Source organism: Mesorhizobium norvegicum, from assembly GCF_004919685.1.
GTDB classification, from domain to species: domain Bacteria; phylum Pseudomonadota; class Alphaproteobacteria; order Rhizobiales; family Rhizobiaceae; genus Mesorhizobium; species Mesorhizobium norvegicum.
Window position 1 is genome coordinate 155,437 of record NZ_SMYZ01000039.1, and the last position, 20,064, is coordinate 175,500.

The 20,064-nt window shown below is 63.8% G+C and carries 15 protein-coding genes; 3 read left to right on the top strand and 12 right to left on the bottom strand.

Annotated features, from left to right (window positions below; genetic code table 11):
* Positions 1 to 14: 14 nt before the first annotated feature.
* Positions 15 to 443 carry an Lrp/AsnC family transcriptional regulator gene (locus FCU66_RS16335; RefSeq protein WP_136621187.1) on the bottom strand — a complete coding sequence of 143 codons (429 nt, stop codon included), beginning with the start codon at positions 441 to 443 and terminating at the stop codon, positions 15 to 17.
* A gap of 123 nt (positions 444 to 566) precedes the next feature.
* On the opposite strand from FCU66_RS16335, the gene FCU66_RS16340 reads away from it, so the two are divergent.
* Positions 567 to 1,670, top strand: a complete 1,104-nt coding sequence (locus tag FCU66_RS16340) for a saccharopine dehydrogenase family protein (protein ID WP_136621186.1) — start codon at positions 567 to 569, stop codon at positions 1,668 to 1,670.
* A gap of 174 nt (positions 1,671 to 1,844) precedes the next feature.
* Here the strand turns inward: FCU66_RS16340 and FCU66_RS16345 are convergent, their stop codons facing one another.
* From FCU66_RS16345 to FCU66_RS16370, 5 genes are all read right to left on the bottom strand, one after another.
* A complete protein-coding gene (locus FCU66_RS16345; RefSeq protein WP_136621185.1) occupies positions 1,845 to 2,720 on the bottom strand; it encodes a glycosyltransferase in 876 nt (291 codons plus the stop codon).
* Positions 2,721 to 3,158: 438 nt separating this feature from the next.
* On the bottom strand, positions 3,159 to 4,556 hold the full coding sequence (gene lpdA, locus FCU66_RS16355; RefSeq protein WP_136621183.1) for a dihydrolipoyl dehydrogenase: 1,398 nt from the start codon (positions 4,554 to 4,556) through the stop codon (positions 3,159 to 3,161).
* Positions 4,557 to 4,749: 193 nt separating this feature from the next.
* Complete coding sequence (locus FCU66_RS16360) at positions 4,750 to 6,075, bottom strand: dihydrolipoamide acetyltransferase family protein (protein WP_136621182.1); 1,326 nt, start codon at positions 6,073 to 6,075, stop codon at positions 4,750 to 4,752.
* Position 6,076: 1 nt separating this feature from the next.
* Positions 6,077 to 7,090 (bottom strand): alpha-ketoacid dehydrogenase subunit beta, encoded by a 1,014-nt coding sequence (locus FCU66_RS16365; protein WP_136621181.1) that lies wholly within the window; start codon positions 7,088 to 7,090, stop codon positions 6,077 to 6,079.
* Positions 7,091 to 7,093: 3 nt separating this feature from the next.
* Positions 7,094 to 8,326 carry a 3-methyl-2-oxobutanoate dehydrogenase (2-methylpropanoyl-transferring) subunit alpha gene (locus tag FCU66_RS16370; protein WP_136621180.1) on the bottom strand — a complete coding sequence of 411 codons (1,233 nt, stop codon included), beginning with the start codon at positions 8,324 to 8,326 and terminating at the stop codon, positions 7,094 to 7,096.
* Between the two features lie 640 nt (positions 8,327 to 8,966).
* Here FCU66_RS16370 and holA point away from each other — a divergent pair.
* Positions 8,967 to 10,013 carry a DNA polymerase III subunit delta gene (gene holA / locus FCU66_RS16385; RefSeq protein ID WP_136621179.1) on the top strand — a complete coding sequence of 349 codons (1,047 nt, stop codon included), beginning with the start codon at positions 8,967 to 8,969 and terminating at the stop codon, positions 10,011 to 10,013.
* Positions 10,014 to 10,330: 317 nt separating this feature from the next.
* Here holA and FCU66_RS16390 read toward each other — a convergent pair whose 3' ends face one another.
* The 5 genes from FCU66_RS16390 to mnmE form a co-directional block, all read right to left on the bottom strand.
* A complete protein-coding gene (locus tag FCU66_RS16390; RefSeq protein ID WP_136621622.1) occupies positions 10,331 to 11,221 on the bottom strand; it encodes a ParB/RepB/Spo0J family partition protein in 891 nt (296 codons plus the stop codon).
* 64 nt (positions 11,222 to 11,285) lie between these two features.
* A complete protein-coding gene (locus FCU66_RS16395; protein WP_127415161.1) occupies positions 11,286 to 12,086 on the bottom strand; it encodes a ParA family protein in 801 nt (266 codons plus the stop codon).
* Positions 12,087 to 12,139: 53 nt separating this feature from the next.
* Complete coding sequence (gene rsmG, locus FCU66_RS16400; RefSeq protein ID WP_136621621.1) at positions 12,140 to 12,772, bottom strand: 16S rRNA (guanine(527)-N(7))-methyltransferase RsmG; 633 nt, start codon at positions 12,770 to 12,772, stop codon at positions 12,140 to 12,142.
* Positions 12,769 to 14,649 (bottom strand): tRNA uridine-5-carboxymethylaminomethyl(34) synthesis enzyme MnmG, encoded by a 1,881-nt coding sequence (mnmG, locus tag FCU66_RS16405; protein WP_136621620.1) that lies wholly within the window; start codon positions 14,647 to 14,649, stop codon positions 12,769 to 12,771. Before mnmG ends, rsmG begins: the two co-directional genes overlap by 4 nt.
* A 498-nt stretch (positions 14,650 to 15,147) precedes the next feature.
* A complete protein-coding gene (gene mnmE / locus FCU66_RS16410; RefSeq protein ID WP_136621619.1) occupies positions 15,148 to 16,479 on the bottom strand; it encodes a tRNA uridine-5-carboxymethylaminomethyl(34) synthesis GTPase MnmE in 1,332 nt (443 codons plus the stop codon).
* A gap of 60 nt (positions 16,480 to 16,539) precedes the next feature.
* Between mnmE and FCU66_RS16415 the strand changes: the two genes are divergently transcribed.
* The gene (locus FCU66_RS16415) at positions 16,540 to 18,570 is read left to right on the top strand and encodes a thioredoxin domain-containing protein (RefSeq protein ID WP_136621618.1); all 2,031 of its coding nucleotides are present in this window, start codon (positions 16,540 to 16,542) and stop codon (positions 18,568 to 18,570) included.
* A gap of 176 nt (positions 18,571 to 18,746) precedes the next feature.
* Here FCU66_RS16415 and rho read toward each other — a convergent pair whose 3' ends face one another.
* Positions 18,747 to 20,012 (bottom strand): transcription termination factor Rho, encoded by a 1,266-nt coding sequence (gene rho / locus FCU66_RS16420; RefSeq protein ID WP_136621617.1) that lies wholly within the window; start codon positions 20,010 to 20,012, stop codon positions 18,747 to 18,749.
* Between the last annotated feature and the right edge of the window lie 52 nt (positions 20,013 to 20,064).

Sequence of the window (20,064 nt, forward strand, 5' to 3'; positions counted from 1 at the left end):
CGCCCAAAGGGCGCTCAACGGTCGATGCGTGTCGACAGGATGATCGACGACAGGGTCCGCTCGACCCCGTCCATGGCGCCGATCTGGTCGAGCAGCAGATCGAGGTCGCGGATCGACGGCGCGTCGACGATGACGATCATGTCGAAATTGCCGCTGACCGAATGCAGCGTCCTGACCGGCGCCAGCGCGCGCAGGCCGCGCACCACCTTGTCGGCGAGCTTGGGCGTTACGGTGAGCAGCACATGCGCCCGCACCAGCCCTTGCTCGTAGTCCGGCGCCAGCCGCACACCATAGCCTGATATGATGCCGCGCTGCTCCAGCCGTTCGATCCGGCTCTGCACCGTGGTTCGCGAGACGCCAAGCCGCCGCGCGAGCTCGGCGGTCGAGGCGCGCGCGTTCTCGCGCAGCAGGGAAAGCAGGGCCTGTTCGGCGTCACTGAGCATTTCGACGATTCCTGTCGGCGGATTGTACAATCAGAGTTTCGTTTCGAACAATTCCACGCTTCCTTTCGACGGGCAAGCTGCGATTCTGCGCACAGAACAAGCTTTCACGCGAGGGATCGGATCATGAAGAAAATTGTTGTTGTCGGCGCCGGCAAGATCGGCTCGACCATTGCCGAGATGCTCGCCGCCACGGGGGATTATCAAGTCACGCTCGTCGACCGCTCGGCGGCACAACTCACTGCCGCCGAACTGCCGGCCACGGTTGCGACGCTGGAGCTCGACATCGAAGCCGCCGGTACCCTGGAAGCCGCGCTCGCCGGCAAGTTCGCGGTGCTGAGTGCTGCCCCCTTCCATTTGACCACCCGCATCGCCGAGGCGGCGGCCAGTGCCGGCGTGCATTATCTCGACCTCACCGAGGACGTCGTCTCGACCCGCCGGGTCAAGGAACTGGCGCGTTCGGGCAAGAGCGCCTTCATTCCGCAATGCGGCCTGGCGCCGGGCTTCATCTCGATCGTCGCCAACGATCTCGCCAGCCGCTTCGATTCGCTGGAAAGCGTGCGCATGCGCGTCGGCGCCCTGCCGCAATATCCGTCCAATGCGCTGAACTACAATCTGACCTGGAGCACCGACGGCGTCATCAACGAATATTGCGAGCCCTGCGAAGCGATCGTCGAGGGCGAGCTGGTCGAAGTGCCGCCGCTGGAAGAGCGCGAGGAGTTCTCGCTCGACGGCGTCACTTACGAGGCGTTCAACACCTCCGGGGGGCTCGGCACGCTGGCCGAGACGCTGAAGGGCAAGGTGCGCACGCTGAACTACCGCACCATCCGCTATCCCGGCCACGCCGCGATCATGAAGGCGCTGCTCAACGACCTTGGCCTGCGCCACCGCCGCGACGTGCTGAAGGACATTTTCGAGAGCGCCTTGCCGGCGACCTTGCAGGACGTGGTCATCGTCTTCGTCACCGTCTCCGGCCGCAAGAACGGCCGCCTGCTGCAGGAGACCTACGCCAACAAGATCTACTCCAAGCGTGTCGGCGATCAGGTGCGCAGCGCCATCCAGATCACCACCGCCTCCGGCATCTGCGCCGTGCTCGACATGCTGGCCGACGGCAGCCTGCCGGCGACGGGCTTCGTCAAGCAGGAAGACATCGCGCTCGACACCTTCCTCGCCAACCGCTTCGGCCGTGCCTACGCCCAGCACGAGATGGTGAGCCGGCTGGCGAGCTGAAGCGGCCGGGCGTAGTCTCCCCCCTTGAGGGGGAGATGTCGCCGAAGGCGACAGAGGGGGTCGCCTCGCGTGAAGCGCCGACCCCCATCTGTCGCAAGGAGGTCGCATCCGGTCGAACCAACCCCCTCTGGCCTGCCGGCCATCTCCCCTCAAGGCGGGAGATTAGCCGTCGACTTACTTCCGCAACACCATCGGCCACCCCAGCAGAAACCGGATGAAATTGCCGGCGTTGCGCGAGGCCTTGGCCGAGGTCTGCGGCATCGGCTTTTGCGCAGGCTCTTTTCGGGCTGGTGCGCGCGCTTTTGTTTCGGCTCCGGACCGGCCCACCGTGAAAGCCGGCTCCGCGACCGGCTTGCCGCGCAGGACATTGGCCGCGTTGTTGTCATGAATGACGATGCACCATTGAGCCTCTTTCACGGCTGCCCCGACGGTGTTGAAACGCATCGCCATCCTGGTGTGCTCGTCGCAATAGACCCCGTTCATGGACGGTGATCGCTTCTCGACCAGAGTGCCGAAGGCCGACGTCGGATATTCGTGAAGCGTGTAGCGGTTGGTCGCCGCATCGAAATTCTGGCCGTGCGGAAAGGCGATGTACAGCGGCTGCTGGTCCACCTCGCCCTTGGCGATTTCCCGGCGCGCGTAAAAGTCGACACGTTCCATGAAGGTCGGCGCCAGCGCATCATCGCTGTCGAGCCGCGTCAGCGAAACGAATTCGGCCTCCGTGTCGCTTTGGACAAACGCATTGAAGGCAACATTGTAGTCGTCGCCGGCCTTGACGAGGACCGGCCTGACATCGATCCCCGTCGCGCAATCGCAGACGGTCCAGATGTAGTTCTCATGTGTCTCGGAATCGAACGCAACCAGGACGGTAAAGTCCTTCTGCGACTGGCCTTCAAGGGACGGCGCGCAATAGGTGTCGAACAACGCCAGCCGCTCGACCAGCCACACAGGGTCGAGATTGGCTCTGCCCTTTCCATTCCATTGGCTCGGCATGAAGCCGGTGGCGGTGTTGTAGCGAATCGCCACGTATTTCTTCAGGTCGGTGCTCATTGGCTGAGACTAGAGCATGATGCCGAAGGGTGGAATCCGGTTCTCGGGAAACATCGTACATGGCATCTTCCCCACCAATCGCTTTGGTCACGCCTAGGCGCAGCAGGAGATGGTGAGCCGGCTGGAGGTGGAAGGGAGCCTTGAAGAGTAGGTTCGCGCATTTCCTCTCCCCCATCGATCGGGGGAGAGGTGTCGAGCGAAGCTCGACGGAGTGGGGGTCGACCTGGCTCAGGCGTTGTCATTTCAAGCCGGGGCAATGCCTCGCCTTGATTGAGGCCCTGTGGTGAGTTTGTCAGCGGCGGCGCATTGAGGACCGGCTTCCCCCACTCCGTCGCTGCTACGCAGCGCCACCTCCCCCCCTCCGGAGGGAGAGGAAAGGAGCCTGGGGTTCGCGCCGCTCCTCTCCCCTTGCGTCCAACAAGGGGGAGGGTAAGCCCCTCAAATATGCAGCGCGTGCCCCAGCGCCTTCAGCGCTGCTTCCTGGAATCCCTCACCCTGCGTCGGGTGCGCATGAATCGTCCCGGCGATGTCCTCCAGCCTTGCGCCCATTTCGAGCGCCAGTCCAAAAGCCGCCGCCAGTTCCGACACGCCCTGCCCGACCGCCTGGATGCCGAGCACCAGATGGTTGTCCGCGCGGGCGACGACGCGGACAAAGCCGTCCTCGCCGAGCTTCGTCATCGCCCGGCCATTGGCGGCGAACGGGAACATGCCGATCTTGATCTCGCCGCCGAGCGCCTTGGCCTCTTCCGGCGACAGGCCAGCAGTGACGAGTTCCGGATCGGTGAAGCAGACGGCGGGTATCGAACGCTTGTCCCAGCTGCGCTTGTGGCCGGCAATGATCTCGGCGACCATTTCACCCTGCGCCATCGCCCGGTGCGCCAGCATCGGCTCGCCGGTGACGTCACCGATGGCAAAGATGCCGCGCATCGAGGTGCGGCACTGGTCGTCGATGCGGATAAACTTTCCAGCCATATCAAGGTCGATCTGGTCGAGCCCCCAACCGTCGGTCACCGGCTTGCGGCCGACCGTCACCAGGATTTTGTCGGCGGCGAGCTTGGTGCTCTTGCCGTCGGATGTCTCGATCAGCAGCGCGTCACCCTTGGTCGACAGGCCCTTGGCCTTGGCACCCAGCATCACCTCGATGCCGAGCGCGGCGAGCCGCTTGACCACCGGCCGCGTCAACTCGGCATCATACTGCGCCAGCACGCGCGGCAAGGCCTCCACCACGGTCACCTTAGCGCCCATTTTCGCGAAGGCCATGCCAAGTTCCAGCCCGATATAGCCACCACCGACGACAGCGAGTTTTTGCGGCACTTCGCTCAGCGCCAGCGCCTCCGTGGACGAAATCACCGGACCGCCAAACGGCAGGAACGAAAGGTCGACCGGCGCCGAGCCGGTGGCGATGACGATCGCCTCGGCCCGGATCACTTGGCTTCCCGTCTCGGTCTCAACCTCGATAGTCTTGCCGTCACGAAACATCGCCCATCCATGCACAGTCTTGACGCCTGCCTTCTTGAGCAGGCCGGCAACACCGCTGTTGAGCCGGCTGACAATGCCGTCCTTCCAGGCGATTGTTTTCGCCAGGTCGAGCGCCGGCGCGGTGACTGAAATGCCGAGCGGGCTGTTGCCGCCGGCCATGTGCGATACCTTCTCGAACTCCTCGGCCGCGTGGATCAGCGCCTTGGACGGAATGCAGCCAACATTGAGGCAGGTGCCACCCGGTTTGCCGGCTTCGACGATCACCGTGTCGACGCCGAGCTGTCCGGCGCGGATGGCGCAGATGTACCCACCGGGACCGGCGCCGATGACGAGCAGCTTGCAGGAGATTTCTTTCATCTTGGCACGCTCTCTATGGTGACGAAGGCCCCCTCATCCGGCCGCTTCGCGGCCACCTTCTCCCCGCTGGGGAGAAGAGACTGGCGCCAGCTTTGACGACCTCCTCTCCCCCCGGGGAGAGGTCGGATTGCCCCGAATTGCCTTTGCAATTCGGTTGGCAATCCGGGGGTCTTTGCGACGGTTTTCATCACCCTCAATCCACGAAAATCAGCGCCGGCGTTTCCAGCAGCGCTTTGATGCGCTGGATGAACACCGCCGCGTCCCAGCCGTCGATGACGCGATGGTCGAAGCTGGAGGACAGGTTCATCATCTTGCGCGGGATGAACTGGGTGCCGTCCCACACTGGCCTGACCATCATCTTGTTGACGCCGATGATTGCCACTTCCGGATGGTTGATCACCGGCGTCGTTGCCACGCCGCCCATGGCGCCGAGCGAGGTGATGGTGATGGTCGAGCCGGACAGCTCGTCGCGTGTCGCGGTGCCGGACTTGGCCGCCTCGGCCAGCCTGATGACCTCGGCGCCGCACTCCCAGATGTCGCGCGCCTCGGCATGCTTGACCACCGGCACCACCAGCCCCGACGGCGTCTGCGCGGCAATGCCGATATGGATGCCGCCATGCTGGTGGATGATTCCGGCCTCGTCGTCGAACAGCGAATTGAGATTGGGCTGGTCCGATATCGCCTTGACCATCGCCCGCATCAGGAACGGCAGCAGCGTCAGTTTCGGCCGCTCCACGCCCTTGGCCGCACGCTTCTCCTTGTTGAGGGCCGCGCGCAGATCCTCGAGCGCGGTGACATCGATCTCCTCGACATAGGTGATGTGCGGGATGCGCGACTTGGACAGCGACATCTTCTCGGCGATCTTGCGCCTCAAGCCCACCACCTTGATGTCCTGTATCGCATCGTTGCGGGCAAGGCCGGGTGCCCTGGCGACCTGCGGTCCGCGCGCCAGGAAAGCCTCGATGTCCTCATGACCGATGCGGCCGGCCGGCCCGCTTCCCGCAACCTGCCTCAGATCGATGCCAGCCTCCTTTGCGCGCAGGCGCACGGCCGGCGAGGCCAGCGGTTTTTCGCCTTCGGGACGCGGCGAGCCGGAGACGGAAGGCTGCTGCGGGCTCTTCGAAACGGCCGGAGCGGGTTTCACGTCCGTCCCACCGGCCTTTGGCGATGTCTTCACGACCGGCGGCGCAGCCTCGGGCTTCGGGGTCGGCAGCTTCACCGGAGGCTCGGCTGCCACCGCTTCCGTCTCACCGCTTTGCGGCTTCACATTTCCCTCGCCCGCCACCTTCAGCCGCACGATGGGCGATCCGATCGCCACCGTGTCGCCGATCTCGGCGCCCAGCCACAGGATTTCGCCATCGACCGGCGACGGGATTTCGACCGTCGCCTTGTCGGTCATGACGGCGGCAAGCACGGTGTCCTCGCGCACGATGTCGCCGATCTTGACGTGCCACTCGACCAGCTCGGCCTCGGCGACACCCTCGCCGACATCGGGCAGCTTGATGATGTGTTCGCCCATCTTAAGCTCCCATCGTTTCAAGCAGAGCACGGCCGACCCGGGCGGGGCCGGGGAAATAGTCCCATTCCTGCGCATGCGGATAGGGCGTGTCCCAGCCGGCGACCCGCGCCACCGGCGCCTCCAGATGGTAGAAGCAGTTTTCCTGCACCAGCGCCGACAGCTCGGCGCCGAAGCCCGACGTCAGCGTCGCCTCATGCACGATGACGCAGCGCCCGGTCTTCTTGACCGAGGCGACGATCGTATCGAGATCGAGTGGCAGCAGGGTTCTGAGATCGATGATCTCGGCATCGATGCCGGTTTCCTCGACCGCGGCCTGCGCGACATAGACCATGGTGCCATAGGCCAACACGGTAAGGGCCGAGCCCGCTCGGCGGATCGCCGCCTTGCCGAGTGGCACCGTGTAATGACCGTCGGCGACCTCGCCGAGCTCATGTTTCGACCATGGCGTCACCGGCCGGTCGTGATGGCCGTCGAACGGGCCGTTGTAGAGCCGCTTCGGCTCGAGGAAGATCACCGGGTCCGGATCCTCGATCGCGGCGATCAGCAGCCCCTTGGCGTCATGCGGGTTGGACGGCACCACGGTCTTCAGCCCCGACACATGGGTGAACAACGCTTCCGGGCTCTGGCTGTGCGTCTGGCCGCCGAAGATGCCGCCGCCGGTCGGCATTCGCACCACGATCGGGCAGGTGAAATCGCCGTTGGAGCGGTAGCGCAACCGCGCCGCTTCCTGGGTCAGCTGGTCGTAGGCCGGATACATGTAGTCGGCAAACTGAATCTCCACGCACGGCTTCAAGCCGTAGGCGGCCATGCCGATGGCCGAACCGACGATACCGGATTCGTTGATCGGCGCGTCAAAGCAGCGGCTCTTGCCGTATTTGGCCTGCAGGCCCTGCGTGCAGCGGAAGACGCCGCCGAAGAAGCCGACATCCTCGCCGAACACGACAACTTTGCTGTCGCGTGCCATCGACACGTCCATTGCGTCACGGATCGCCTCGATCATGGTCCGTCTCGGCATGGCTCAGACTCCCGCCTGCTGGCGCTGACGCCGCAGATGCGGCGGCATCTCGGCATAGAGCCCCTCGAACATGTCGCGTGTCGACGGTTTGCCGCCGGCATGCAGCGTGCCGTGGCTTTCCGCTTCCTTCTGCGCCGCGATCACCGTGTCGAGGATTTCCGCCTCGGCCTGCGCGTGCCGCTCGTCCGACCAGACGCCGAGCCCGATCAGATGGTTCTTCAGCCGCACGATCGGATCGCCGAGCGGCCAGGCGTCGGATTCGGTCTTTGGCCGGTAGGCGGAGGGATCGTCCGAGCTCGAATGCGCGCCGGCACGGTAGGTGACATATTCGACCAGCGTCGGCCCGAGATTGCTGCGCGCCCGCTCCGCCGCCCATTTGGCCACCGCATGGACGGCGAGATAGTCGTTGCCGTCGACGCGCAGTGACGGGATGCCGAAGCCGAGGCCTCTTGCCGCAAACGTGCCCGAGCCGCCGCGCGCAATGCCTTGAAAGGTCGAGATCGCCCACTGGTTGTTGACGACATTGAGCACCACCGGCGCCTTGTAGGTGGAGGCGAACACCAGCGCCGAATGGAAGTCGGATTCGGCCGTCGAGCCGTCGCCGATCCAGGCCGCGGCGATCTTCGAATCATTGCTGATTGCCGAAGCCATCGCCCAGCCGACCGCCTGGATGTACTGCGTCGCCAGATTGCCGGAGATCGAGAAGAAGCCGTGCTCCTTCGAAGAATACATGATCGGCAATTGCCGGCCCTTCAGCGGATCGGCCTCGTTGGAATAGATCTGGTTCATCATCGTGACCATCGGGTAGCCGTCAGCGATGAGCAGCCCCGCCTGGCGATAGGTCGGAAAGTTCATGTCGCCGGGTTCAAGCGCCTTGCGGAAGGCGCAAGCCACCGCCTCTTCGCCCAGATGCTGCATGTAGAAGGAGGTCTTGCCCTGGCGCTGCGCCATCTGCATGCGGGCGTCGAAGGTTCGCAGCGTCATCATGTGGCGCAGGCCGGCCAACAGTTCGTCGCTGGAAAGCAGGCCGGCCCAGGGGCCGACGGCTTCGCCATTGCGGTTCAGCACCCGGATGATCGAGAAGGCAAGGTCGCGGATGGTGCGCGGATCGGCATCGATCTCGGGGCGCGGCACCGAGCCGGCCTTCGGGATCGGCACATTGGAAAAGTCAGGCGTCCCGCCCGGCCGCACTTCCGGCTCCGGAACGTGAAAACGCAACATCCCAGCATCGGCCATGACCTTTGTCCTCCAATGTTGCCTGGAGCCGATATTTGCATATCTGCGCGGCCAGACCAGTGCGAATTCGTCGGGTAGCCTTCGGATGTCGGTCCCGGCCGCGCCGGCCGATCCAGCCTCCCGCACCCAAGATGAAGATATGTCCGCGAAATTTCTTGTCGATGTTGGGCAGTCGCGCGCAATTTGGGAAAAGGTTGGGCTGGGTTTGTCGGAAGATAAGGCGATTGGCGACAAGACTTGGGTTCCTCTCCTTCACTTCCGCACCTCCGGAGGGAGAGGAAGGGAGCCAAGGTCGGCGAGCTCGCGCCCTTCCTCTCCCCCGTCGATCGGGGGAGAGGTGTCGAGCGAAGCTCGACGGAGTGGGGGGTCGACCTTTCATCGAAGCCATGCTTCCGCCTGACTACCGCTTGCCTGAGTTTTCTTGCTCGCCGGGTTGTGGCTGTCTTGCGGCGGCGGCGCGATTGACGAGCGGCTTCCCCCACTCCGTCGCTGCTTCGCAGCGCCACCTCTCCCCCCTCCGGAGGGAGAGGAAGAGCGCCGAGGTCGGCGAACTCGCGCTTCTCCTCTCCCGTCGATCGGACACTGTGGGGAGAGGAACCCAAGCTGGAAGCCGCCCACGCATCGTGCTAACCAACCCGCCATGGCACAGAAGAAAGCTTACGAGGTCGATGGGTGGTTGGCGCGACCGGACCAGCGCATCTCCATCGTCCTGCTTTACGGCCCCGACCGCGGGCTGGTTTCTGAGCGCGCGAAGGCCTTTGCCGAAAAGACCGGTCTGCCGCTCGACGACCCGTTCTCGGTGGTCAGGCTGGAGGGGTCGGAGGTCGACCGCGATGAGGGCAGGCTGCTCGACGAGGCCCGCACCGTGCCGATGTTTTCCGACCGGCGCCTGCTGTGGGTGCGCAATGCCAGCGGCCAGAAGGCGCTGGCCGACGACGTCAAGGCGCTGGCCGCGGAGCCCGCGCGGGACGCGATCATTATCATCGAGGCCGGCGATCTCAAAAAGGGCGTCGGCCTGCGCGCCATCGTCGAGGCGGCGGACAATGCCATGGCGCTGCCGTGCTACGCCGATGAAGCCCGCGACATCGACGCCGTCATCGACCACGAACTGAGCAAGGCCGGCATGTCGATGACCATGGAAGCGAGACAGGCGTTGCGCCGCAATCTCGGCGGCGACCGGCTGGCCTCGCGCGGCGAGATCGAGAAGCTCGTGCTCTATGCCCATGGCCAGCACGAGATCGGTCTGGAAGAGGTCAAGGCGATGTCGGGTGACGTCTCCGGCGCCTCTTTCGATGATGCCGTCGATGCGCTTCTCGAAGGCAAGATCGGCGACTTCGACACCGCCTTCACCCGCCATTGCCAGTCTGGCGGTCAGCCCTTCCTGGTGCTGTCCTCGGCGATGCGGCAGTTGCAGCAGATCCAGGTCATGCGCGGCCAGATGGAGTCAGGCAACCGCAACGCCGCCTCGGTCGTTGCCGCCGCCCGGCCGCCGGTGTTCTTCTCGCGTCGCAAGCTGGTCGAGAAGGCGCTGGAGCGCTGGAGCACCGAGGCGCTCAGCCGCGCGCTGACGCGGCTGCAGACGGCGGTGCTGCAAACGCGACGAAGGCCTGATCTTGCCGTCGCGCTGGCAAGACAGGCGCTGCTCGGCATTGCGGTAGAGAGCAGCCGGCTGGCGCAGCGCGCCTGATCTCCCCCCTCGAGGGGGAGATGTCGCCGAAGGCGACAGAGGGGGTCGCCGCACGTGAAGCGCCGACCTTCTTCCCTTCTTCCCTTCTTCCCTTCTTCCCTTCTTCCCTTTTTCCCTTCTTCCGCAAGGGCGTCGGCGCTTGGTGTCAGACGACCCCCTCTGGCCTGCCGGCCATCTCCCCCTCAAGGAGGGAGATTCGCGGCTTCGCCGATTTCTCCAATCACCATCGCCACAAAGGAAAAAGGCCGGCCCAACGGCCAGCCCCTTTCTCATATGCGCCAAATCAATCTCCGACTTGAAGATAATTCGCCGGCTAACTACCGCTCCTGCTTCAGCCTGCGGCACAGCTCATCAAGCTGCTCCAGCGACCGGTACGAAACCCGCAAAGTGCCGCCCTTGCCCTTGTGATCCACCGAAACAATCATGCCGATCGTGTCGGTCAACAGCTTCTCCAGCGCCAGCGTATCGGTGTCCTTCTGCTCCGGACTTGGCGCCGGCTTGGCTTCCTTCGCGCTGCCGTTGCCGGTCGGCATTTGCGCCAGCGCTTCGGCCTGGCGCACCGAAAGTCCCTCTTCGACGATGCGCTTGGCAAGGCCGGCCGGATCCTCCGCCGTCACCAGCGTGCGGGCGTGGCCGGCAGACAGGGCGCCGTCGACCAGCAAGTCGCGGATCACGTCCGGCAATTTCAACAGCCGCAGCGTGTTGGCGACATGGCTGCGGCTCTTGCCGATGACATTGCCGAGATCGGCCTGGGTGTAGCCGTGCTCGTCGATCAGCTGCTGGTAGCCAAGCGCTTCCTCGACCGCATTGAGGTCGGTGCGCTGGACGTTCTCGATGATCGCCAGTTCGAGCGCGGTGCGGTCGTTGACCTCGCGGATGATGACCGGGATCTCGGTCAGCCCGGCGCGCTGCGCCGCGCGCCAGCGCCGCTCGCCGGCGATGATCTCGTAGCGGCCGGCCTGTGTCGGCGAAGGCCGCGCCACCACCGGCTGAACGACGCCATGCTCGCGGATCGACTGGGCAAGATCCGTCAGTTCGGCGTCGCCGAAATGCCGGCGCGGATTTTTCGGGTTGGGGGTCAGGAACTCGATCGGCACCTTGCCGTCAGCGCTCATACCGGGCTTTTCAGGCGCTACTGGGCGATCAATCTCGCCGATCAGCGCTGCCAGCCCACGCCCCAGTCTCTTTCTCGAAAGGTCTTCGCTCATCTCTGTTCCAAAGTCTGGGATCGTTTCGGTATCGAATCGGCTTTTAACTATGCATCCGGCCTAATCAAGCAGCGCGTAACTTGCGCTCGCGGCGGATCACTTCCGACGCCAGTTGCAGATAGGCTTGGCTGCCCGAGCATTTCAGGTCGTAGAGAATCGCCGGCTTGCCGTAGGACGGCGCCTCGGACACCCGCACATTGCGCGGAATGACGGTCTCGTAGACCTTGTCGCCCATATGCGCCCGCACATCCTGCACCACCTGGTTGGCCAGATTGTTGCGGCCGTCATACATGGTCAGCACAATGCCCTGGATGGTGAGATCCGGATTGATCGAACGGCGCACCTGCTCGACCGTTTCCAGCAACTGGCTGAGACCTTCCAGCGCGAAGAACTCGCATTGCAGCGGCACCAGAACAGAATCGGCTGCAGCCATTGAATTCAAAGTCAAAAGGTTGAGCGAAGGCGGGCAGTCGATCAGCACATAGCCGAAGGGCGCCCCGCGGGCGGTCGCGGCGCGAAGCGCATTGCGCAGCTTGAGCACACGGTCGGGTGCGGAGGCGATCTCCATTTCGATGCCGAGCAGATCGAGCGTCGACGGCACAATCGACAGACCAGGCACCGCTGTGGGAATAGCCGCGGCTTCCAGCTCGAGCTCGCCGGTCAGCACATCATAGGACGAGACCGTCCGGTCCTTGCGATCGATGCCGAGGCCGGTGCTGGCGTTGCCTTGCGGATCGAGATCGACGATCAGCACCTTTTCGCCGATCGCAGCCAGCGCGGTGGCCAGATTGATGGCGGTGGTGGTCTTGCCGACGCCGCCCTTCTGGTTGGCTACGGTGATGATTCGGGGGCCATTCTTCATCATGGGTCTATGCCAGAAGTTCATTTTGGGTCGCCAAATGATCTGAAAGTCGCAGGTCAGACAGGTCGCAAGTTCGACAATTCAAGGATGACGCCCTGTGGGTCGGTCACACTGGGATGTTCTACCAGATCGAAGGACCACCGGTTAACGCTTTCTTGCACTTCGGCGCGATAATCCCGGCCTTTGTGGAACAGGCCGCGCGCGCCTGACGTCAGCCAGGGCGCCGACAGGTCCAGCAAGGTCGAAAGCGAGGCCAGTGCTCGCGCCGTGACGATTTGCGGTGTTGAAACAAGCGCATGGCTGTCATCGATGCGGCGCGCCACGACTCGCGCCGGCAGACTGAACTGTCCGACAACGGTCTGCAGGAAGGATGCTTTTTTGCGATTGCTTTCAACCAGATCGATGCTGGCGCCATCCCGCTCGGCAAGCAGGAAGGCCATGACCAGGCCCGGAAATCCGCCGCCCGAGCCGAGATCCACCCAGCGTGTGGCTTGAGGCTCGATGCGCCCGAGCTGCGCGCTGTCCAATATATGGCGCTGCCAGACATCGCCCGACGTCGATTGCGCGACGAGGTTGATGCTGCGATTCCATTTCTGGAACATCTGCTCGAACGCCACCAGCCGATCGAATGTTTCACGTGAAACCGGGCCTGCCGCGTCCTGCAGGCTCTTCCAGGACATAGAACTCACGCAACATCCCTTTGTGGGCGCTGGGCGCTCTCCGCATGGCGGACATGCGCGACAATGATCGCCAGCGCCGCCGGCGTCATGCCCTCCATGCGCTGGGCATCGGCGATGGAGCGCGGCCGCCGCGCCTGCATCTTCTGCTTCAACTCGTTGGACAGCCCCGGCACCCCGGCGAAATCGACCGCCTCCGGGATCAACCGGCTCTCTTCGTGCCGGATCTGCGCGACGTCCGTCTTCTGGCGATCGAGATAGACCGAATATTTCGCCTCCGTTTCGAGGCGCTCCGCCGTCTTGCCGTCGATTTCTGCAAAGCGCGAATCGAGACGAGCCAGCCAGGCCACATCGACGTCGGGATAGGACAGCAATTCATAGCCGGACCGGCGCACGCCATCCCGGTTGATCTCCAGCCCGTGACGCGCCGCCTCGTTGGGCGTCAGGGTGAGCGACTTCGCGAGCTGACGTGCCTCATCGAGGCGCTGCATGACAGTCTCGTAGCGCTGCATCCGCTGCGTCGAGGCAATTCCCAGCCTCGCCGCCAACGGCGTCAGCCGTTCATCCGCATTATCGGCGCGCAGCGACAGCCGGAACTCGGCCCGCGAGGTGAACATCCGGTAGGGTTCGCTGATGCCGCGGCTGGTCAAATCGTCGACCATCACGCCGATATAGGCTTCGGTGCGGCTGAGCACGATCTGCTCGCTGCCCGACGCCCGCCGCGCCGCATTGAGGCCGGCGAGCAGGCCCTGGCCGGCGGCTTCTTCATAACCGGTCGTGCCGTTGATCTGCCCGGCGAGGAAGAGACCAGCGATGCGCTTCGTCTCCAGCGTCTGATGCAGCTCGCGCGGATCGACATGATCATATTCAATGGCATAGCCAGGCTGCAGCATGGTTGCGCGTTCGAGCCCGGGAATGGTTTTCAGGATGTCGAGCTGCACATCCTCCGGCAGCGACGTCGAAATCCCATTGGGATAGACCGTGTCGTCGTCCAGCCCTTCCGGTTCGAGAAAGATCTGGTGCCCGTCCCGGTCGCCGAACTTGACGATCTTGTCCTCGATCGACGGGCAATAGCGCGGCCCGACGCCCTCGATCGAGCCGGAATACATGGCCGAGCGGCCGAGATTGGCGCGGATCAGTTCATGCGTGGCCGTGGTCGTGCGCGTGATGCCGCACTCGATCTGCGGCGTCTCGATGCGGTCGGTCATCAGCGAAAACGGCACCGGATCCTCATCCGCCGCCTGTTTGTCCAGCGACGCCCAATCGATGGTCCGGCCATCGAGCCGCGGCGGCGTGCCGGTCTTCAGCCGGCCGAGCTTGAAGCCCGCGCGGTCCATCGTCGCCGACAGGCCAAGGCTGGCCTGCTCGTTCATGCGGCCGGCGACAATCTTCTTCTCGCCGATATGGATAAGCCCGCGCAGGAAGGTCCCGGTCGTCAGAACGACCGCGCCACAGGCAAGCCGCCTGCCGTCGGCCAGGAGAACGGCCGCGATCTGGCCTTCGACGATCTCGAAGTCCAAAACCTCGCTTTCGACCACGTCGAGATCGTTCTGCTGCCGAATCGCTTCCTGCATGGCAAGGCGATAGAGCTTTCTGTCGGCCTGCGTGCGCGGCCCGCGCACCGCTGGACCCTTGCGGCGGTTGAGCAGGCGGAACTGAATGCCGGCCGCATCGGCCACGCGGCCCATCAGGCCGTCCATGGCGTCGATCTCGCGCACCAGATGACCCTTGCCGAGCCCGCCGATCGCCGGATTGCAGGACATCACGCCGATGGTATCAAAACGCAGCGTCACCAAAGCGGTCTTCGCACCGGCGCGCGCGGCAGCGCTGGCCGCCTCGCACCCGGCGTGGCCGCCGCCCACCACAACCACATCATAGTGATCGGTCATTTCCAAACGTCCCAGACTCAATGAACGAGGGACACATGTCCCTGCCAAGCAGCGCTGTCAAGAAAACTCCGCAAGTCGTTTCACGTGAAACAGCCTTGCACCTGCCATCGCGCGTGTTTCACGTGAGTCATCAGGGCCGCAGATGTTTCACGTGAGTCACGCCGGCCGCGCTGCACGAAGTGTTTTGAAGGTTTGAGCCGAAAGCTTCAATATCTCGTCATCCTAGGGCGAAGCAGGAGCGAAGCTCCGTCGCGCAGACCCTAGGATCCATGCCGCGACCTGAACCGAGGATGCAGCGGTTCAAATTCTGAACCGTGGCAACGCATTGGAGTCCCGGCATGGATCCTGGGGTCTGCGCTGCGTCGCTGCGCTCCTTGCTTCGCCCCAGGATGACTAAGCGACGGGCCTTTCAGCCCAAGGCATCTGGCCCATCACGCAAGCGACCCGCCAGGGCCAGAGGATTTGCTCATGTCCCAATGAGCCACTGTTTCACGTGAGTCATTTCCCGATGCAGAACTGCGAAAAGATCACATCCAGCATGTCCTCGACGTCAATGGCGCCGACGATTCGGCCCAGGCGGTCGGCAGCAAGCCGCAACTCCTCGGCGCGCAATTCCTGCCCGACCGTCCGGCCATCAGTTGCGCGAAGCAGATGGCGGTTGGTCTCACCAAGCAATTCGACGTGACGCAGGCGAGACGGCAGGACATCGCCGGCGTTGCCGGCCGCTTCCGCCGCACGCCGGCCGATTTCCGCCAGCAGCTCGTCCACGCCCGTCCCGTCCTTCACCGAGATGACAAAGTCATAGTCCCCGGCCGCGTCGCTCGCCGCGTGTCTCTCGAGCAGATCGAGCTTGGTGCCGACGCGCAAGGTCGGCGCCTCGGTCGGCAGCGAGCCGACATCCCTGGGGCTCGCAAGGTCCTGAAGCAACAATAGGAGATCGGCGCCATGCGCCTTGGCTCTCGCCTTCTCGATGCCGATCGCCTCGACCTTGCCCGGCGCGTCGCGCAGTCCGGCCGTATCGATCATCCTGACCCGCAACCCGTGAAGATCAAGTGTCACTTCAAGCAGGTCCCTGGTCGTGCCGGGCTCATCCGTTACTATAGCGGCATCCCGCCGCGCCAGGGCGTTGAACAGACTCGACTTACCGGCATTCGGCGCGCCAAGGATGACGACCTCGAAGCCGTCACGGATAATCTCGGCGGCGCGAAATCCGGCGATGTGCCGGTCGATTTCCCCGATCATTGTCCGGACATCGGACCAGACCGTGTCCGAAACGGAACCGGGAACATCGTCCTCATCGGCAAAATCGATCTCCGCCTCGATCATCGCCCGGGCATGGAGCAGCCGGCGGCGCCAGCCGAGGTAGAGTTCGCTTTGAACTCCTTCGGCATTCTGGACCGCAAAACGCCGCTGCGCTTCGGTCTCGGCGTTGACCAAGTCAGCCAGTGCCTCTGTCTCTACGAGGTCGATTTTGCCGTTAAGGAAGGCGCGGCGAGTGAATTCGCCCGGTTCAGCATGCCTGACGCCATCAAAACCACCGATGGTCTCCAGCATTCGAGCCACCACGGCGCGCCCGCCATGAACATGGAACTCGGCGACATCCTCGCCGGTAAAGCTCGTGGGGCTGGGAAAGAACAGAACCAGGCCGTTGTCGAGCACGGTTCCATCGGGCGCCCGCAGCTTGCGCAAAACCGCCACGCGGTCCTTAACCATACCACCGGCAATCGTTTCGACCACGAATCGAGTCTGCGGACCGGAAATACGGATGACGGCGACGCCGGCGGGAAGCCGGCCGCTCGACAACGCAACGATGGAATCGCCTGAATTCATTTGCCCGCTCTACCGAACCGCCCTAGCTTTCCGCCAACGCTGTGAACCGAGTTGCCCATTGTGACATTGCCTGCGCAAAACCTGCTTGCTGAAGAAGCCAGCCCCTATCTGCAGCAGCACAGCGGCAATCCCGTCCACTGGCGGGCCTGGTCGCCGGCTTCGCTTGGAGAGGCCAGGGCGCTGGACAGGCCGATCCTGCTCTCGGTCGGCTATGCCGCCTGCCATTGGTGCCATGTCATGGCGCACGAAAGCTTCGAGAACGATGACGTCGCCGCCGTCATGAACCGTCTGTTCGTCAATATCAAGGTCGACCGCGAGGAGCGGCCCGACATCGACCAGATCTACATGGCGGCGCTCTCCGCGATGGGCGAGCAAGGCGGCTGGCCGCTGACCATGTTCCTGACGCCGGACGGCAAGCCGTTCTGGGGCGGCACCTATTTTCCGCGCGAGCCGCGCTACGGCCGCCCCGGTTTCATCCAGGTTATGCAGGCGGTGGACAAGGCCTGGCGAGAGAAGCGGGCGAGCCTCAACCAGAGCGCCGACGGCCTGACGACCCATGTCGAGGCGCGGCTCGCCGGTTCGCATGCAAAAACAGGGCTCGATCCCGACACGCTGGCGGAACTTGCCAAGGGCATCGACGGCATGGTCGACCGCGATCTTGGCGGCCTGCGCGGCGCGCCGAAATTCCCCAATGCGCCGTTCATGCTTACACTCTGGCTGTCCTGGCTGCGCGACGGCCACGCCAGCCATCGCGACGACGTCCTGCTCAGCCTCGAGCAGATGGTGAGCGGCGGCATTTACGACCATATCGGCGGCGGGCTCAGCCGCTACTCGACCGACGCCGAGTGGCTGGTGCCGCATTTCGAAAAAATGCTCTACGACAATGCCCAGCTCGTCCGCTTTTGCAATTGGGCCTACGCGGCGAGCGGCAATGAACTGTTCCGGATGCGAATCGAAGAGACGATCGACTGGCTGCTGCGCGAAATGCGCGTCGACGGCGGCGCTTTTGCCGCCAGCCTCGATGCCGACAGCGACGGCGAGGAAGGGCTGTTCTACACCTGGAGCCGCGACGAGATCGAAGCTGTTCTCGGTGATGATTCCGCATTGTTTTTCAAGCACTTCACGCTGTCCAGCCCGCATGGCTGGGAAGGCAAGCCGGTTGTCCATCAAACAAGGTCCCAGCAATCGCAAAGTGTTGTCGATCGCGAGCAACTCGTCCCGCTGAAAGCGAAGCTTCTGGCGGCCAGAGAGCATCGTGTGAGGCCCGGGCGCGACGGCAAGGCGCTCACCGACTGGAACGGCCTGATGATTGCAGCCCTTGCCGAGGCCGGCCGCTCGCTGGCGCGGCCTGACTGGATCGACGCTGCGGCAAAGGCCTTTGCCCATATCGCCTCCGCCAGCCGCGACGGCCGCTTGCCGCATTCGATGCTCGGCGCCAAAAGATTGTTCCCGGCTTTGTCGAGCGACTACGCCGCGATGGCCAACGCAGCAATCTCGCTGTTCGAGGCGTCAGGCGACTGGAGCTATGTCGACCAGGCCAGCCAGTTCATCGGGCAGCTCGACCGCTGGCACGCCGACGCCGAGAAAACAGGCTACTATTTGACCGCTTCGGACAGCGCTGACGTGCCGATCCGTATCCGGGGCGATGTCGACGAAGCCATCCCGTCCGCCACCGGCCAGATCATCGAGGCATTGGTCCGGCTCGCCTCCGTCACCGGCGATCTCGAACTGCAGGAAAAAGCCTGGAAGGTCGCCGAACATGCCGCCGGCCGGGCGGCGCAGCAGGCCTATGGCCAAGCCGGCACCGTCAACGCCTGCGCGCTGGCGATCGAGCCCCTCAAATTGGTCATCGTCGATGCGCTGGACGATCCAAAGCTCGTTCCGGTTGCGAATCGATGCCCGGACCCGCGCCGCGTCGACATCGTCGTGCCAATCGGTACGGCAGCGAATCGACCCTTGCTGCCCGGTGGAATCCTGCCGCCGACCAACCGGTCCGGCGCCTGGCTCTGCACCGGGCAGGTCTGCTTGCCGGCGGTCATGGATGCGGAGGAGTTGGAACGGCTGTTGCGGCGCGCGAATTCGTCATCCTAGGGCGAAGCAAGGAGCGAAGCGACGCAGCGCAGACCCTAGGATCCATGCCGTTCCTTCCGAGCGACGCAACGGTGCAGAATCTGCACCGCTGTACCCTAAAGCTGATGTCGCGGCATGGATCCTCGGGTCAAGCCCGAGGATGACGAAGGCGAGGATGCGCTCCCCGTCTTAAGCCCTTACGTGTTCATCGAATCGAAGAAGTCGGCATTGGTCTTGGTCTGCTTCAGCTTGTCGATCAGGAACTCGATCGCGTCGGTGGTTCCCATCGGCGCCAGGATGCGGCGCAGCACGAAGATCTTCTGCAGGTCCTGCTTGGCGACCAGCAGGTCTTCCTTGCGGGTGCCGGACTTGAGGATGTCCATGGCCGGATAGATGCGCTTGTCGGCGACCTTGCGGTCGAGCACGATTTCCGAGTTGCCGGTGCCCTTGAACTCTTCGAAGATGACTTCGTCCATACGGCTGCCGGTATCGATCAGCGCGGTGGCGATGATGGTCAGCGAACCGCCTTCCTCGATGTTACGGGCGGCACCGAAGAAGCGCTTCGGGCGCTGCAGGGCGTTGGCGTCGACACCGCCGGTCAGCACCTTGCCGGATGACGGCACAACGGTGTTGTAGGCGCGGCCGAGGCGGGTGATCGAATCGAGCAGGATGACGACGTCGCGGCCATGTTCGACCAGGCGCTTGGCCTTCTCGATGACCATTTCGGCGACCTGCACGTGGCGCACCGCCGGTTCGTCGAAGGTCGAGGAGACGACCTCGCCCTTCACCGAGCGCTGCATGTCGGTCACTTCTTCCGGCCGCTCGTCGATCAGAAGCACGATCAGATAGCATTCGGGATGGTTGGTGGTGATCGAGTGGGCGATGTTCTGCAACAGCACCGTCTTGCCGGTGCGCGGCTGCGCGACGATCAGCGCGCGCTGGCCCTTGCCGAGCGGCGCCACCAGGTCGATGACACGGGCCGAGATGTCCTTGGAGGTCGGAACCTCCATTTCCATCTTCAGCCTCGAGGTCGGATAGAGCGGCGTCAGATTGTCGAAGTGGATCTTGTGACGGATCTTTTCGGGATCGTCGAAATTGATCGTGTTGACCTTGAGCAGCGCGAAATAGCGCTCGCCCTCTTTCGGGCTGCGGATCGGCCCTTCGACCGTGTCGCCGGTCTTCAGCGAAAAGCGCCGGATCTGCGACGGCGAAATGTAGATGTCGTCGGGACCTGGCAGATAGTTGGCGTTGGCCGAGCGCAGGAAACCAAAACCGTCCTGCAGCACCTCGACCACACCGTCGCCGATGATCTCGACGTCCTGTGCGGCCAGTTTCTTCAGGATCGCGAACATCAGCTCCTGCTTGCGCATGACGCTGGCGTTTTCGACCTCGAGCGATTCGGCATAAGCGATCAGCTCTGGCGGTTTCTTGTTTTTGAACTCGGCGAGTTTCATTTCTTGCATAGACGGACCTTGAATAGATGGAGTCTGGGTAAGCTTTGGGAAAATATCGGCG